The sequence below is a fragment of the Staphylococcus sp. EG-SA-15 genome (assembly GCF_017151895.1).
Classification (GTDB): domain Bacteria; phylum Bacillota; class Bacilli; order Staphylococcales; family Staphylococcaceae; genus Staphylococcus; species Staphylococcus aureus.
Map to the genome: position 1 here is coordinate 30,381 of NZ_JACVZN010000008.1, position 18,792 is coordinate 49,172.

At 34.7% G+C, this 18,792-nt stretch carries 6 protein-coding genes (1 of these 6 cut by a window edge); all 6 read right to left on the minus strand.

The genetic code is table 11. From position 1 onward, the window contains the following. Window positions 1–11,885, minus strand: the 5' end (the start) of a protein-coding gene (ebh, locus tag IDG64_RS05755; RefSeq protein ID WP_206171292.1) for a hyperosmolarity resistance protein Ebh. 19,528 nt of this gene lie to the left of the window's left edge; 11,885 of the gene's 31,413 nt are visible here — the first part of the coding sequence; it begins with the start codon at window positions 11,883–11,885; its stop codon lies off the left edge, out of view. A gap of 397 nt (window positions 11,886–12,282) precedes the next feature. Next, window positions 12,283–13,674 carry a multidrug efflux MFS transporter NorB gene (norB, locus tag IDG64_RS05760; protein WP_000414688.1) on the minus strand — a complete coding sequence of 464 codons (1,392 nt, stop codon included), beginning with the start codon at window positions 13,672–13,674 and terminating at the stop codon, window positions 12,283–12,285. Window positions 13,675–13,829: 155 nt separating this feature from the next. Then, entirely contained in the window at window positions 13,830–15,152 is a 1,323-nt protein-coding gene (locus IDG64_RS05765; protein ID WP_000064778.1) for an APC family permease, read from the minus strand. A 30-nt stretch (window positions 15,153–15,182) separates the two neighbouring features. Continuing rightward, window positions 15,183–16,223 carry a bifunctional threonine ammonia-lyase/L-serine ammonia-lyase TdcB gene (gene tdcB / locus IDG64_RS05770; RefSeq protein ID WP_000210828.1) on the minus strand — a complete coding sequence of 347 codons (1,041 nt, stop codon included), beginning with the start codon at window positions 16,221–16,223 and terminating at the stop codon, window positions 15,183–15,185. A gap of 94 nt (window positions 16,224–16,317) precedes the next feature. Continuing rightward, window positions 16,318–17,436 (minus strand): alanine dehydrogenase, encoded by a 1,119-nt coding sequence (ald, locus tag IDG64_RS05775; RefSeq protein WP_000959424.1) that lies wholly within the window; start codon window positions 17,434–17,436, stop codon window positions 16,318–16,320. A 475-nt stretch (window positions 17,437–17,911) separates the two neighbouring features. Continuing rightward, on the minus strand, window positions 17,912–18,790 hold the full coding sequence (locus IDG64_RS05780; RefSeq protein WP_001133021.1) for a 5'-3' exonuclease: 879 nt from the start codon (window positions 18,788–18,790) through the stop codon (window positions 17,912–17,914). Between the last annotated feature and the right edge of the window lie 2 nt (window positions 18,791–18,792).

The following is an 18,792-nucleotide window of genomic DNA, read 5'->3' on the forward strand; positions in this document are numbered from 1 at the left end:
GCTGTATTCGGTCCAGTTTGTTTATTTAAAATGGTTTCGGCTGCTGATACAGCTTGATTGTATGCATTACGTTTTTGCTCATCAGCATCCAAGAAGTTTTGGCTCGCTAATGTTCCTGACTTATCGTTGATAGCCGTTTGTAAGTTACCCATTGCGCCATCTAAACTATTTGCACTTTGTTTAACAGATTCAACACCAGCTAAGTTTGTAGCTTGTGAAATTTGATTTGTTAAATCATTACGTTGAGCTGTAGTGATATGCGTTAAAGTACCTAAATGTTGTTTCGCTGCGTTTTGAGCTGCAATTAATTTTGCATCGCCATTCAATGCATCTTTCGCAGTATTCACACGTTGCAATGCTGCTTCAACTGCATTTTGCGCAGTGTTTGGACCATGTTGTTTATTTAAAATCGCTTTCGCTGCAGTAATAGCATTATCATACTCTTGTTGTTTATTTGTATCAGCATCACGATATTTCTCAGATGATTTAACTTGAGATTCGTTGTTAATACCACTTTGCAAGCTAGCCATAGCTTGATCTAGATGTTGTGCATTTTGTTTTACAGTATCAACACCACTAACTCTTGTCGCACTACTAATTTGACTAATCAAATTGTTCTTTTGAGCATCTGTAATACTCGTTAATGTGTTTAAGTACGTTTTCGCATTTTGTTTTGCCGTAGCTAAGTTTTCATCACCGTTAAGTGCCGTTTTAGAACTATTCACTTGCTCTGCTTTTTGTGTAATCGTACTTGGATTCATTTCTGGATTACTATTTGCATTAATAATCGTTTCAGCAGCAGCTACTGCGTTGTTATATGCTGTTTGCTTATCATTATTAGCATCTACGTAATCTTCACTTGCTTTAGTCGCATCTTTGTTGGCAATACTTTGTCTTAACGTATTCATGGCTTGATCTAATGTATTGGCATTTGATTGAACCGTATGAACACCAGCGACAGTAGTACCACTATTAATTTGGTTTGTTAAATTCGTTTTTTGTGCAGTTGTTAAATGCGTCATATTATTTAACTGCTGTTTCGCTGTTTGCTTCGCTTGATCTAATAAACGCGTACCATCTAAGTTATTTTTAGCAGAATTCACTTGATTCATCGCTTCAGTAACTTGATCTTTCGTTTTATTTTGACCATTTGATTTATTTAAAATATCTTTCGCAGCTTGTACCGCATTTGTGTATGCTGTTTTCTTACTTGGTGTCGCATCTTGATAATTTTGACTATTTAATGTCGTTTGTTCGTCATTGATTGCACCTTGCAAGTTACCCATCGCTGTATTTAAATCTGTACCTTGTTGTTTAACAGTATTTACGCCAGCAATATTTGATGCAGCATTAATTTTAGATTTAACATCTGCTTTTTGTGCATTATTTAAATGCGGTAATGCATCAATTGCTCTTGCAGCATCTGTTTTAGATTGTGCTAATTTTTCATCACCATTTAATGCATTTTTATTAGAAGTAACAGCTGAAGTTGCACGATTAACATCATCAACAGACATCGTTGGATTTGTTGTTTGATTAATGATTGTTTCGGCACTTGAAACTGCACTGTTATATGCATTTTGTTTAGCTGTATCTGCATCCGCATAATCTTCTGTACGTTTCACTTGATCTTTATCTGCAACAGCTTGTCTTAAGTTACCCATTGCACTATTCAAGTTTGTTGCATTTTGCTTAATTGTATTAACTGCATCAATTTGATGCGCACCATTAATTTGCGATTGTAAGTTTTGACGTTGTGCATTATTTAAATTGTTTAAATGACCTAATGCAGTGTTCGCTTCTTGTTTCGCAGTATTTAACTTAGCTTCACCATTCAATGCATGTTCTTTACTTGTGACATTTGATAAGGCATTGTTAACATCACTTGGTGTTATAACTGGATGTTGTGCATTACCATTAATAATGTCATTCGCATGGTTGTATGCATTGTTGTAATCATTTTTCTTGTTAGTATCTGCGTTGACATAATTATCACTTTGTACGACTTGGTTATGATTAGCAACGCCACGTTTTAGACCTGTCATTGCAGTGTTTAAGCTTTGAGTTGTTTGTTTAATATTATTTACTGCTTGAACATTTTGCGCACTATTCACTTGTTGTGTTAATGCATTCTTTTGCGCTTGGTTTAAATCACTTGCATGCGTAATCGCATTTGTTGCTTCTGTTTTCGCACGTTGTAAGTTTTGTTGACCATCTAAAGCATCTTTCGTCGATTTAACAGATGCTGCTTTTTGGTTCACTGTGTTAACATCCATCGTTGGATTAGTCGTTTCTCCAATGACACCTTTAGCCGCATTAACTGCATTATCATACGCTTGTTTATTAGCTGGTGTTGCGTCAGTGTAATTTTGACCTGATTTAATTGTATTATTATCCGCAACACTGTCTTTTAATTTCGTCATCGCAGTATTTAAAGCCGTAATGTTAGACTTAATTGTTTCAAGCGCAGCATGATTTTGAGCAGCATTAATTTGTTGCGTGAAATTATTTTGTTGTGCTTGGTTTAAGTTAGATGCACCATGTAATGTTGTTAACGCTGGTTGTCTATCTAATGTTAAACCTTGACGTGCTGTATTTAATTGATCCTTAGCTTGGTTTGCCTCTGCCACTTTATCATTGATATTTTGGACCGTTGGATTGCCATTCAACACTTGATTAATTTCAGTTAACTTTTGACGCGCTGCTTGTAATTTTTGGTTGTACGCATTTAACGAAGCGGTCGTCATACCTGTTGTATCTGTTGGCTGATTAATGCTTTGTTCTAATTGCGTTTTCGCATTTTGAAGCGGCGCTTTATCTGGTGTTAAAGCTTGACGTGCATTATCCAAATCAGATTTAGCTTGATTTGCTGCAGACGTATTTGTATTAATTTGATCTACAGTCGGTGAACCTGCTAATACTTGACTGATTTGTTGAACCTTATTACGTGCAGCCGTTAACTTCGCATTATAAGCATTTACAGAGTCTTGTGTCATACCAGTTGTACTTGTTTGCGTGTCAATACTATGTTGTAGTTGATTTTTCGCATTTTCTAAAGGTGCTTTATCGACTGTTAAGCCATTACGTGCTTGATCAAGTGCTGTTTTAGCAGCATTTGTTGCTGTCACGTTTTGACGAATCGTTGCAACATCTGGATGAGATGCCAGTACGCGATCAATTTCTTGTATTTTAGTTCTAGCTGCTGAAAGTTTTTCATTAAATGTAGCAACAGATGCGCTTGTCATACCAGTCGTACTCGTTGGCTGATCAATATCATTTTGCAACTGAGTTTTTGCAGTTTGTAATGGTGCCAAGTCTGGTGTTAATCCAGCAATTGCTTGTTTTAAGCTATTATATTTTTCTTCTACTTTTGTTTTTTCTGCGGCAATTTGTTGGTCTGTCGTGTCACCATTGTTAATAACATTTTGTGCATTTGTTGATTCTGTTTGACCTGCACGTTTAGCATTTTCATATGCTTGGATTGATGATTGTGTCATACCATCAGTAGTTACTGATTTATTGATTTCTTCATCAAGTTTCGTCTTAGCAGTTCTTAAAGCACTATTATCAGCTAAAGGTACTAATTGATTAATTGCTTGCGTTAATCGCTCATTGACACGATTTACATTTGTTAACGCAGATTGTACCTCTTGCACTGTTCTTATTGGCTTCTGAATGATAGCATTAGCGCTATTTTTAGCACTTGTTAAGTCACTTTGAAGTGCACGAATCGAATTATTGTAAGCAGTAATACTTGCCGGCTTCTTACCAGTCGTTGTACCTGTGCGATTCAATTGTTGCACTGCTTGCTCTAAGGCATGTGTATCTGCAGTTAAATCATGTTTCGCTTGGTTTAATGCTGTTAATGCGTTATCAACACGATGTTTTTCATCTGAAATTTGTTGTGCAGTTGCATCGCCATTGTCAATAACACGTTGAGCTGCAGTTATTTCAGTTTCTGCTTCACGCTTCTTCGCATTATAGTTATCAATACTTTGTTGCGTCATACCAGCAGTTGATGGTACTTGGTTCACAGAACTTTGTAAGTTATTTTTAGACGTTACTAATTGGCTATTATCTTCTTTATTTTGAAGTAATGCTTTAGCTTGATCAATCTTAGTTTGTGCTGCACGAACTTTAGTTAGTGCGTCAGAAACTTGTTGTGGTGTTGCACGCTCATTATTAATCACTTGTTGTGCTTCTGTTTTCGCAGTATTGATTTGTTGTTGCGCATTATGCATTGCATTATTGTACTGCGTAATTGTACCTGGCTTTTTACCTTCAGTGCTTACTGGATCATCTAAATGATTTTTAGCTGTGATTAACTCACGTTTATCCGCTTTTGTGAAAATGGACTCTTGTACTTCTTCAGTACTACCATCATTGTAAGTTACTGTCACAGGAATCGTCGTTGTGCTACCACCAGCTAAATTAGTAGGCATTGCTGTGCCATTTTTAATCGTTGCAGTACGTTTATTAGCAACTTGAACTGCATTGTTAATTTCAGCTGCTGTTACATTTGAACCATAATCTTTCACAATTTCAGTTGTGTTGACAGTATGTGCTGCCGGTGCAGTTAATGTACTTGGATTACTACTTACTGAGTGACCTGTACCTGCTTTCGGAGTAATTGTGATTGATGAATTTGGTTTTATAGTATTGGCATTGAACGTCACTTTACCAGTTTGTGCATCTAACGTTACATAGTCAGGCTTATTCGCAATTGTCCATTGATTATTCTGACCACGAACAACATTAATTGTCTTACTATGTTCTGCACCATTACCCACTTTTTCAGTGTAAGCAATATCCATTGCTTGTGTTGGATTAATTAAATGTCCTGATGGATTATTAGGCGTGATATCAATATGACCATTTTGCCAAATCTTAGTAGTCGCTTGGTTCGGTTGTGGTGCGACAACTGTGAAATCATCACTACGTTGCTCATCACTGATTGTTTCACCACTACCTTGTGTTGCAACAACTTGAATTGTATCAGCAGGATTGAAAGTACCTGCTGCAACAGTAATACCATTATTAGTTCCAGCAATACCTGCTACAGTTGTTGCAGATGCTTCTTTCACCCATGGACTTGTATTATTGCGACGTGTAAATGTTGTCACGACACTGCCGTTACGTTTAATAACTAATTTATCAGCATACGTCGTTACGTTACCGGCATGTGTATTCACTGTTTGGTTTGCTCCAGGTGCAATTGTAATCGCTCCTGCCGCTGTTTCAGTCACAGTTGGTTTCGCTGGTTGCACATCTTTTACTACAAATTTCGCTGGTAAAGATGTTGCAAAAGTATGTCCGTTATAGATGACGTCATATTTTGCGTTAACGACTTTAGCCATATTAGGTTTATTCATAGCTGCCCAGTTTGCATCGTTTGTACCAGTTGCTGCATTATTCCATTTATACGTAAATCCATCTGTTGGTAAACCATTAGCGTTTTGCATATGTGCATATCCTGATGCTTGCGTACCACTTGCTAAAGTGCCACCAACTGTTGTTGTATAAGTAGTTTGAGGGAATTCAAATTGATATACGTTCACAGTTACAGGAACTCGTTTAGCAGCTGAAATACCTGGATATGTGACATCGACATTTAAATGTTGAACGCCTGCTTGCTGGTTATTTGGTTGTTGTCTATTTGCCCATGCTGCTGTAATACCATTCGTATTAGTATTTGGATCAAATGTAATGTAATCAATAGCGTTTGTACCATGTGTCAAATTTTGACCTTTCACATCACGTGATGGCGCCTTAGCATTAGCAACTGGATAAACTTTGACTGGAACTTCAACATTACGCGTACCTTGACCACTAGGTAATGTTACAACCGCAGTTTTATGAGTGTTACCGACTGTATTCTTCCATGTATCTGGACTATCATGCCATGCAACCGTTGCCCCATGTGGCGGGTTTTGAATAAATCTTTCTACGTGTCCGAAATCAAAACCGTCGCCACCTTTAATAAATACAGCGCCTTCAGTAGTTGCTTGTAATTGTGGTGTCACTGTTACTGTTGCACTGTCATTTGAATCAACAGATTCATTTCTTGTTACATCTATCGCTCGACCATGTTCATCTTGAGTAGTGTACGTCACATTATTCATTGTGATAGAAGACCTTGCCTTAATCACACCATTTGGTAACGCATCACTTACCGTTACAACTGCAGTATTACCACTACCATAAGTCGTGTTTGTAATCGTTAATGGCGTATTATCTGCTTTAAATAATTTAATAGATGAACTACTTAACACATTATTAATTTTAATTTGTTGGTTAGTAAGACCTGCTTTATAAGTCACAGAGTTGCCATCAATTCGCGGTGGATCTGGTTTAACTTTTGCTAAAATCTTGATAATTTGCGTTTGGTGATTATCATAAGTAACTCGAATATCCCTTGTTGAAATACCAACCACATCTTTACTTGGTCCATATGAATTTGTAAATTGGAAATTCATACGTTGCGCATTTTGTGTCCAAGAATCATTAACTGGTTTAACATATTGTTTCGCATCATACACATCAGATACACCTGGGAACACAGCGCCTCTATTCGTCTCAAAGACATGCTTCGGTACTGTACTTACTACTTTATATGTTGCTGTTTTCGTAATCGGCGTTGTTTCACCATCAATTAAGATATGTGCAGTTACTGTTATATCTTCACCAATACGTGTATTATCTTTATTTGGCGCTTGACCACTTACCCAAGTAATCGTCGCATCTGGAATGGCACTACCATTAGATAACTTAAAGTAATCTGATGCACTAGAACCATTACCTGCTGGGAAGTCTTGGCCTTGTACAGTGTAATGCGAATGTGCAACGATTTTTGGAATGACATGCTTTACAGGTACAGTCACTGTTGATGTTGTTCCATCTTGATAAGTAGCAGTTACTGTAACATTGGCATTATTTCCAGTACGACTGACATTACTAACTGTTTTACTAGTGATTTCATTCGCACTTGCTCTTGCATAACTTCTATTTGGTACTGTTTCAGTAAACGTTAATGAATTAATAATTGCTGTTTGATCAGCTTGTGATACTGTCGTATTATTCGAAATATTGGCAATTCTCACAGGATTAGCAGCCGTTGATGAAGTACCAACTCGATATTTATCACGCAAAGGTTTCACTGTTACATTGAACGAAGTTGTAGCTGTATTGCCGCTTGTATCAGTTGCTAATAAATTGATTGTCTTATTAGTTGCTGATGTCACATTTGGTGCCGTTGCAGAAACATGTTGATGGTTATTATCAACAGTACCTGTAATTTGTGATGTATTTGGTACAGTTACAGATTGCACACCAAAGTTATCATTCGCTGTAATAGTATTTGTAAATGTTTCACCTGAGAACACTTGATGATTAGTGTAATTACCTACTGAAATTGTAGGATTCACTAAGTCACTTGGTACAAAATAAATGTTAATAGCGTCAGTAGTATTTCCTGTATTTTGATTTAAATGTTCAACATATTGTTTTGGACCATATGGCGTTAAGTATAACTGTGCTTTATAAACTGCATCACTTGCATTATGTGTAGAATTACTTTTTACAACGTGGTCAATTGTAAATGCGCCAGCACCATTAGCTGCCGGTTCGTTTACGTTAACAACAGTTGAGTTACTATGGTTTGCACGAGTATTTGAATTTGTAACAGGTTGCCCACCATAACCGTTTGAAGGGTTGATGATGTCTAACACTTGAATCACTTGACCATTCAACGTAAATTGACGTTGACCATCAGTTGTCGCATTTGATTGTGAATAACCAGTCGTTCTAAAGTTAGGTCTTCCGCCAGCTTCTGCTTGTGTTTTTTCATTACCAGTAATATTATTACGCAATCCAGGCACTGTAGTAGTCGCTTTTAGCATCGTTAAAATAACATTAGTTGTAATTTGTGTGCCTAATGTAGCATCATAACGATAAATTAAAGATTTATGGTCATCAGACCATGATAAACCACCATCTGTTGGTCTGTTTGCAATTTTTGCATTCGTCCATGTCACTGTATAATCTTGCGGGAAATTAACCCAACGCAAGAAATTCATATTAGCTAGGTTTGACGCGAATGATTTCGTTAATCGACCTTTATTAATATTTACTGTAATAGTACTTACATTAGCACCATTAGGTGTATTTGTAACTGAAATATCACCTTCGGCAAGTGTAATTACATCTCTATTTGCATTAATAAAAGCTTGTTTTACTTTTGAGATTTCATCAGTAGTTAAATCATATGTTGACGTACGATAGACACGTTGATCGCCTTCAGGTTGTTTCACATCAACGATTTTTAAACTAATATAGAAATCTTCAGTGTCTTTATGATATGCATTTGAAGCAACTATGTGATATAACTGCGTGCCTGCATTCATTTGACTAACTTCTTGTGCAGTTGGAATAGTTCTATCAGATGTAATATTTGTAAATGTGCCACTTGGAATAGCTTGTCCATTACTTAAAGTAAAATATTGTTTAATATCACCAATATTAAATGATTGTCCTTTAGCAATCGTTACCGTTGCTGTTTTAGCTGCATTGGCAGTTTGATATTCAGATTTCACAACTGGTTCGTATGTCATCACATTTGTAGCATCAAGCGTTGTTGATGAGCCATCACGGTAATGTAATGTGACATTACCATTATTATCGACAGTTACTGGATCAGTTGATGCTAAATATCCTCTTATATTTTGGTTTTTATTCATAAAGGCAGTAATTATGCTTTGCTTTTCATCATTAGATACAGCAGTCGGATTGACTACTACAACTTTCTCAGTATTTCCTAATACAATCGGATGAGCATCTTCACTAATTTTACCTACATGAATTGACACATGTTTAGATTGACTATCATTTGTCGTATTATTGACATTGTCTGTCGCTGATACTTTAAATGTAATATCACTGTTAAATGCCTGATTCATAGAGACTCTACCTGTAATAGCTAATGAGCCGTTTTTGTTGTCGGATTTAGTTAAATTTGATGTCCAACCACTTGGCAATGTCGTAATAGTTGTACTTTTTAATCCAGAATGTCTATCTGAAACCCCCATAGTAAAGCTAACTTCATCACCACGATAATATTTGGCATTTATTCCAACAGGATTATTGATTGTTGGTGGAATGTCATCTGGCAAAATAGTAACAGCATTACTCATATTAGATGCAACTACTTTATTATAATAAACTACTGCTCTAATTTGTTTACCTACTGGTGGTATGAATACAACATAATCTTTTGGTTGTATAGTAATTGTGTTATGGACCCCATCAGGTGTACCAGTCGCAAGTATCGTATAACCAGATGGTATTTGATCTGCCTCACTACCACCATTCGTAGTTTGATTTGTTGGTGCAACTAAATAAACCAATGCAGATGGATCCAACGGTATTCCCGAAATATTAACAGGTACTTTTTGTAATGCTGTACCTCTTAATTGCTCAGCTGTCGTTGTAATTGTTGGTGTATGTGGTTTAACACGAATTTCGAATAATTGTTCTTTACGTCCAAAACGTATCGTTCCAAAGTAATCCCCTGGTAATAAGTTACCAACAAGTTCAATATTGCGTTCTCTGGCATTATTAGGTCTATTTGTCGAGTTTTCAATGTGTAATGTACGCGGAATACCTGTAATTTGCCAATCTTTATCTGTAAAATTCTCATTACTTGTTAAATTAATACGTAATGGTTGAATAGATGTTACGCTACCACCTAAATTCACGGAAGCATTCCCTTGGTTACCTGCATATACATAGAAAACTGGATGCCCAGCTTGTTTTGAAAATGGTTTTTCAGCAATATTTTGAGTATCGTCATTTTTAAAGAATTTAATATTATGTTGGATTTCAGGTAATACCGTTAAGTTAACAGGAACTAAAGTTTCACTATTACCATAACCATCAGGATAGTCGAAACCAATCATTAATCTTATTGGGTTTCTAGTTCTTGCTGCTTCTTGTAATTTTTGATCAGTAAATAATTGACTTAATTGATATTCATTTAATTCCTGAACGCCCCCCGGTCTAAAAGCGTTAGTAGTTGCATTAGTTGGGTAAAAACCTAACACTTTATTACTCGGCGTCTTAACATAACTTAATGGATCATCAACAAAATCATCTATATTTAGGTTTGTACTTTCTAATACCTTTTTCGTTTGTACATTTCCTTGACTCACTTCTACACGTTTAGTTGTACCTATGCGATATGTACGATTAACCACTTGTCTTAAACCATTAAGACGTTGTTGATGGTCTTGCGTTGATTCGACGTATAGTTGACTGTACATAAATAATTGATTGTACTCTAAAGCACGCCCACCTGCTGCATAGTACAATTTATTAACAGTTGGACCTTGTGTTTTAAATGAAATTGTATAACTTGCATCACCTTGACCGATGAAAGTATAAACTTTAGGAACACCCGGTGATTCAGCAGGTTTTTGACCATTAATATATTCAAAATTTTGTCTACCAAATGCTTTAGTAGCAGCTGTTGCTCCAGCTTCACTAAAATAATCACTCGCTCTAGATAAATCTTCTAAAGAATAAACATGGACAGTTGGCCAGCTATATATTACTTGGCCACTTCTATTTCTTATTTTAAAGTCATGTGAACGATCAGGATCATTTACTCCATATTCCCACATTTGTTGAAGTGGTTTATTTGCACCTGCTCCTGCTCCATGACTCCATTGTACATTTGTTCCATCTGAATTAACTGTTACAAAGTCAGTTCTTCCTACTGGCACTTGGTCTGCTGGTAATGCAAACCAGAAAATCATATTTTGATGTGGAGCATGTCCTTTATTAAACTTAATAACCCATTGGTAGCCATCTCCAGTTTGTTTCGCTGTCATAAGAGCAATTTCCTTTGAGTCAGAGGCCTTCAATGTATTCCATGGTGTAGTTGGTAAATTATATGGCGCCCCTTTACTAGAAGCATTGATATATGTACCTACAGGATATCCTGAACCATCATTAGCATTTTCAACATAATATGATGAATTTGCATTTTGATAGTCTGATACTGATCTAGGCTCTGCAGCTCTAGACTCAACAGAACGCGTTTGAATTCTGTTTGATCGACGGCTAGTTTGTTGACGTTGAGGCATTGTACGAATTAAAGCAACAGCTTGTTCCAATTCTTTGTATGCAAGTTGCAAGTCTTTATTGTTTATTGGATCATTACTGCCTAATAACGTATTAATCTTATCAAAAATGCCTTTTACATAGTTAAATGTGCCAGAATCTGCATTTTCACGGTCAATAAAGCGATAATCATGATAATTTGCATCAAAAAATGCTTGTAATTCATTTCGGTCATGTTGTACGTTACCATTATCAGATGAATCTGAAGCTGTTACTACATTTGCTTCATGATTTTCTAAATGAGCCGCTCTATTGTCGTTTCCATTTTTATTAGCAGATTGACTTTCGTTTTGTTTATGCTTACCTTCTTCTTTATCTGGTTGTGTTGTCGCAGCCGTTGCCGAATCTTTCTTTGTATTTACATTTTGAGATGCTGGTTGTTCATCATTAGTAGTAGATGATTGCGCTACTTTTTGATCTACTAAATTAGCTTGACTAATATTTGGTTGCTCATTTTCATGAGTAGCAGATAATGATTGACTATTTTGTGAATTTTGAGAATTTTGTACTTGAGATTCTCGATTCTCAGTCTGTTCATTATTACTTTGTTGTTTCTGTTTAACCACGCTTGCTGGTTGATTTGTTTCAGCAGCATGTGCTTGTGATGTATTGAATCCTAAAAATACCAATGTCGCAATGACAGTTGAAAATGTACCAACTGTATATTTACGAATACTAAACTTTTGAATTTTATCACGATAATTCACAGCTATTGTTCACTCCTTATCTTGTTGTTATGTCTCTGTTGTGTTGTGAATGTATTTACTTTTGATTGCTTGTATATTGTAATGCTCATTCCATTCTCATTTAAAAATTTAAAACGATGACGATTCAATACAATTTCGCAATCTATCCAAAAAGTATTGAAACACATTACAACTATGTGTTGAACAATTTATTTATGCTCAAGAATATAATAACACAAAATATATTGTAAGGTAAATTGAATTTGTGACAATTTATATTAATTATAAATAAAGTAGTGTAAAAGAGTAATAAAAAACCAATCCCTATGTTCATTTAAAATAATGACACATAAGAATCGGTTTATATTTTTGTTTAATATTGTAGCGACTTGTATGATTTCAATTTAATTCTCAATTATCATAATTGAGTGTCGTTTTGTTTAGGCACAAGTAACAAAATGATAACGAATGATAATATTCCCATACCTGCATTTAACCATAATGCAATCATTGCACCTGTATAAATGTTTGTCATATTTGATACGATTGCATATACTGCACCACTCAATGCGACGCCAAATGCTCCACCTAATGCAGAAGCCATTTTATAGATACCTGCAGCAACGCCTACTTTTTCTAACGGTGCATTTGCAATTGCTGTATCTGTTGATGGTGTAGCATATATCCCTAGTCCTAAACCAAAGAATAAATAACCTATAATACAACAAATGACATACAATATTTCTGGCAAGAAAGTTAATGAAATGAGACATTCTCCGACAATAAGAACTCCTGTTCCAATTAACATTGGTTTCTTGCATCCGAGTGTTTGAAGTAACTTTTCACCAACACGAATCATAATTAGTACCATTACTAAATAAGTGATTGATAAACTTCCTGCTTGCAATGAAGAATATCCTAAACCTCTTTGAACAAATGTGTTGGCTACTATTAATGTTCCTGCAACACCATTTAACAAAAAGTTTGAAGCTGTTGCACCTGTGTAAGCTTTATTTTTAAATAATTTAAAATCGATTAAAGGATTTGTAGCACGCTTTTCAAGAACTATAAATAAACTAAAAGATCCAATTGCAATTGCTAATAAAGTGATAAAAAGAAGTGAGGTTACACCTAATTCTGATCCTTTAGTAATTAAAATATTTAAACTGAGGAGCATAATGACTAAAAGAACCAGACCTTTAATGTCAAATTTATTTAGAGAAATCGATTTAGATTTAGTTTCAGGTGTGCCTTTAATAAGAAACAGTGCAATTAATGAAATTATAATTGATAGGATGAAAATCCAACGCCAACCTAAAAGCGTTGCAACTGCACCTCCAAAAAATGAACAAACACCAGAGCCGCCCCATGAGCCAATTGACCAATAACTTAAAGCGCGTTGTCTATCTTTCCCAATGTAATATGACTTAATAATAGACAAAGTTGCAGGCATAATACATGCTGCTGAAAGTCCTTGAATTAATCTTCCTATAATAAGTAATAAAGGAATATTTGAAATAATGATTAATAATGAACCTAATATATTTAAGATAATACCAATGTTCGTGAGTTTAATTCTGCCATATTTATCAGCAAGACCACCTGCTCCTACTACAAACATTCCTGAAAATAAAGCAGTTATACTAACGGCGATATTAACCGTTCCAATATCTGTATTGAAACTATCTTCAAGTATTGGTACAACATTAACCAATGATTGTGCAAATAGCCAAAACGTTATTACACTTAAAACAATTCCTATTAACAACTTATTATTGCCTTCAAATGCCTCTCTTGACGGCTTTTCCATCTCTATTTGCCTCCCTATACTTTTGAAAAACAGACAAATTCCATAACAGAAATTTGTCTGTTCGTTAGAATAATTGAATGGTTTTAATTTTAATGTGTAAAACTTTAAATTTATTAGTAGTCCATCCATTTATTCTCAATGCTAGTTATCTTACCTTATGCTGCTTTTTGTTTCTTCTTATAGTAATAAACTGGTATACCAAGTGCTGTTATTAGAATTCCAATGATTGCTAATATAAATTGTGTAAACAGTGTATTAATTAATACAAAAGATCCTGCCAAAATAGCAATTAAAGGTATGATCGGATATAACGGTACTTTATATGGACGCTCCATATTTGGTTCACGTTTTCTTAAAATTATTACCGCAACAAATGACATACAATAGAACAACCAAATAACAAAGATTAACATGTTTGTAATTGTATCAAATGCTCCCATTGACATCATGATGATAGCGATTATAAGTTGTATAATTGCGCCAAACCATGGTGCGCCAGATTTTGTTAATTTTGCGAATAAGTGGCTAAATGGCAATAATTTTCTTTCAGCCATTGCATATGGTACGCGCATACCAGTCATAGTATAGCCATTGATCGTACCATAAACAGAAATTAATATACCGATTGTAATAATTTTACCGCCATTTTCACCAAATAATATTTTTGATGTATCTGAAGCTGCATTTAAGTTACCAGCAAGTAGTTCTATTGGCAACGTTAATAAAAATGTAGCGTTAATTAATAAATATACAGCCATAATACAACCGATACCAACTGAAATCGCTAAAGGTAAATCGCGTTTAGGATTTTTAAGTTCCCCCGCAACATTTCCTACATGAATCCAACCATCATATGCAAACATAGTTGCTAATAAACCACTACCAATTGCTGTAAAGAAACCATTTCCTGAATTACCTGTAGTTGGAATTAATGAAAAAGTGATATCTCCAGATTGAAAAATACCAAAAATTACAATAACGATGATTGGAATCAGTTTAATTACTAAAGTAACTGATTGTAAAATTCCGCCTGCTTTTGAACCTAGGAAATTTATCAACACAATAGATAACGCAGATGCGATTGCTATTGGTATTAACGAACCTATAGATAAATGGAATAAATTAATTAGCTGTGTCGCAAATACGATAGACAATGCTGCTACGTTAGCTGGAAAATAAATAAATGATTGCGCCCAACCTGATAGGAAGCCCCAGAAATCACCGTATGTATATTCTATATACTTCGTTAAGCCACCTGTTTCAGGGATTGCAGCAGCAAGTTCTGCTGCTGTTAACCCCGCACAAATGGTAATGATGCCGCCTAGGAACCATACAAACAAGGCCATTCCTGCTGTTCCTGTTACTTCTGTTACGTTTGATATTTTAAAGAATACTCCTGAACCAATAACTGTCCCCATAACAATAGCAAACGCTGAGAAGAAACCTATATTTTTTTGTAATTCTTTACCATTTGACATAATTACACCTCATTTTTAAGATTAAATGTTTTAACCTACCACACCCTTGCTTGTATCTGCAATATTCAGTCCATGTTCAATGACACCTGAAACTCTAGTTAAGTCAACATTCCCGCCTGAAACTAAAGCAACAACATTTTTATCTTCAAGCCATTTATTGTTTATTTTTCCACTTAAAATTGCAGCTGTTGGTAATGCGCCTGCACCTTCAGTAATAATTTTGGCACGCTGCATTAAATCTTTCATAGCATGTTCAATTTCTTCTTCAGTAACAAGAATAAATTCATCTACTAAATGTTTAACTACTTCATATGTTTGTTCACCAGGAACTTTTACATCACAACCATCTGCTATCGTGCTATCCACTCGATGTTCAGTTAAATCTCTCTTATAGAAAGACTCAGCCATACCATGAACATTCTCAGATTGAACACCGATAATATGAATTGAAGGGTTAAATGATTTTAATGCGGTGGCAATACCTGCAATTAATCCTCCACCGCCAACTGGTACGATGACTGTATTCACATTCCAAATATCATCTAAAATTTCTAAACCAATTGTTCCTTGGCCTGCCATTACAAACTTATCGTCATATGGATGAACGATTGTCATGCCATTTTCTTTCGCTAATTCTTCCATATAAAGTCTAGTTTCGTTAAAGTTTTTACCTTTTAAAATAACCTTTGCCCCATAGCCTTTTGTTGCTTGTTGTTTCGCTTGTGGTGCTGTTTCAGGCATTACGATAGTTGCATCAATGCCTAATAATTTAGCTGTTAAAGCAACACCTTGTGCATGGTTCCCAGCAGATGCTGCGATAATGCCTTTTTCTTTTTGTTCATCTGTTAAGTGATTAATTTTATTGCTAGCGCCTCTAAATTTAAAAGATCCTGTGAATTGCATATTTTCTAATTTTAGAAATACATTCCCTTTAGTTATACTTTGGCTTAAATACATTGATTTAATTAGAGGTGTTCGACGAATAAATGGTTTAATGCTTGCTTTAGCTTCTTCGATATCTCCTAAACTTACAATATGTGCTGTTTGTAATGTAACTGTGTTGGTTGTCATAATAATTACATCCTTCCGTTTTGTAAATTTTTAGTCCAAACTATAATGCTATATTTAAAATATTCATTTCACTCAATTTCATTTAAATTATTATCTATTCGATAACATTTAATATTTCTTTATAATCTAGGTCATGTGATGAAGCTAATCCTTGATTTGTCACTTGTCCTTGGTAAATGTTTACACCAGTACTTAAGGCTTCATTATCTTTAATTGCTTGTTCTAAGCCTTTGTCACAAATTTCTAATATATAATCAATATTTCCTTGTGCTAATGCCATTGTTGAAGTTCTTGGGACTGCTCCTGGTTGATTTGGTACACCATAATGAATCACACCTTCTTCTTCATACACTGGATCAGAAATTGTAGTTGGTCTAATTGTTTCAATAGTTCCACCTTGGTCAATAGCTATATCGATTAATACTGAACCTTTTTTCATTGATTTAACCATCTCACGAGTAACCAATTTTGGCGGTTTCGCACCTGGAATTAAAATTGTAGAAATAAATACATCTGCTTTCTTAATTTGTTCTGCTAAATTTTCTGGTGTTGATTTGACTACTGTGACATCTTTTTCTGCATACATATCTTCAAGATATTTAATGCGGTCATCGTTTAACTCGATAATGATTACTTTAGCATTTAGTCCCAAGGCAACATTTGCTGCATTTGTTGCTGCTACGCCACCACCGAAAATCACATATGTACTACCAGGTATATCCACATTTTCATGTACACCAGTCACTAAAGTACCTTGACCACCATGTTGTGCTTCAGAGTAGTAAGCTCCCATAATTGCTGAGCGTTGACCTGCTATAGCACTCATTGGCGCTAATAATTCTGCTTTTCCATTTTTTATAATGGTTTCACCACTAATCGCAGTTACACCAACTTCTTGCATTTTTTCTACTATTTCTTTTGAAGATGCTAGATGTAAAAATCCCCAGATAATTTGATTCTTTTTGAAATATTGATATTCGCTTTCATGAGGTTCTTTTACTTTGATAACAAGATCAGCTTCCCATGCTTGTTCGTGAGTTACGATCTTAGCGCCTTCTTTTTCATACATATCGTTAGAAAATCCTGAACCAATGCCAGCATTTTTTTCAACAATTACTTTATGTCCTGCATCCGTTAACTTACGCACATTTTCGGGTGTGCAAGCTACACGTCCTTCACCTTGTTTTAATTCTTTGACTACTGCAACTAACATTTGCAACACTCCTCTTTCATTTGTGAATAATTTCACAATTATTTTATCCTTTGGTTATGAATATGTAAATACCATTAATTAATTATTCATATTTTATCTATAATTTGTTAATAAATATTTAATATATTATTCTTATTCTTAAATATTATGTGCAATTATACCACTATATTTATTTCTTATACTCCATTTGATTTATAGTTGTATTAATACATTGACTCAAAAACTAATTAATCAAATATGTTTTTTTAGATTAATAAAGTTGTAACTGTACTATTTTGTAGTGTATGGTAATTTATTTGGATGAAATATAATTCTTTATACTCTATTGATTAATCAAATATGTATCTATCAAAATTCGGCTTATTTATTCACTCTGACATATCCAAATACGCAAAAAGACTATTTCTACCTTGTATCGATAGAAATAGTCTTTTTATACTTAATTGGTTTAATTTTTCATAAAATCTTATACTTTTTAAAAATGGGATGAAATATATTTTCCTGAAACATGTAATTCATGTTCGTTACAAATTGATAAAATATGATTAAGCGTTGTTGCAAATGACATTTTCTCAAAAAGCGCTTCACTATCAATTGGTACTTGTGTGTGAATTTCAGCCAGTCGCTTCGATAAATATAGTTCATCTAAATTGTCATTAATCTTATTACGTTGCCCAGCTGATAATGCATCAATGTTTTCAACCACATTTTCAACGCTTTGATATTGCTGAATTAACTTAATAGCCGTTTTCTCACCAATTCCTTTAACACCTGCATATCCATCTGCTGTATCACCCATAAACGCTTTAATATCGATTAGTTGTTGTGGTTCAAGGGCATATTCTTCGTTAAAACGATGTAATGTATATCTATTATAAATGTTAAAACCTTTTTTAATTAGCCAGACTTCAACATTGTCATTAATACATTGCAGTAAATCTTTGTCGCCCGTAATAATATAGACATCGTTATCAGTTGAATATTGTTGTGCTAATGTACCTATAACATCATCCGCTTCATAGTTTTTAACGCCAATATTTACAAAGCCAAATTGCTCTGAAATTTCTTTAACATAATCAAATTGTGGTATCAATTCTTCTGGTGGTGCAGAACGATTTTGCTTATAACCATCAAACATATCATTTCTAAAAGTTGATTGTCCCATATCCCAACATACAGCTACATGTGTAGGGCGTATTTCATGTATTGCCGAAAAGATATGACGCACAAACCCTTGTATTCCATTTGTAGGTACACCTTGTGAATTGTACATAAATTGTTTATGAAGACTTGTAGCGTAGAAATGTCTAAATAATAGTGCCATACCATCTACAAGTAATATTTTATTAGGCATTT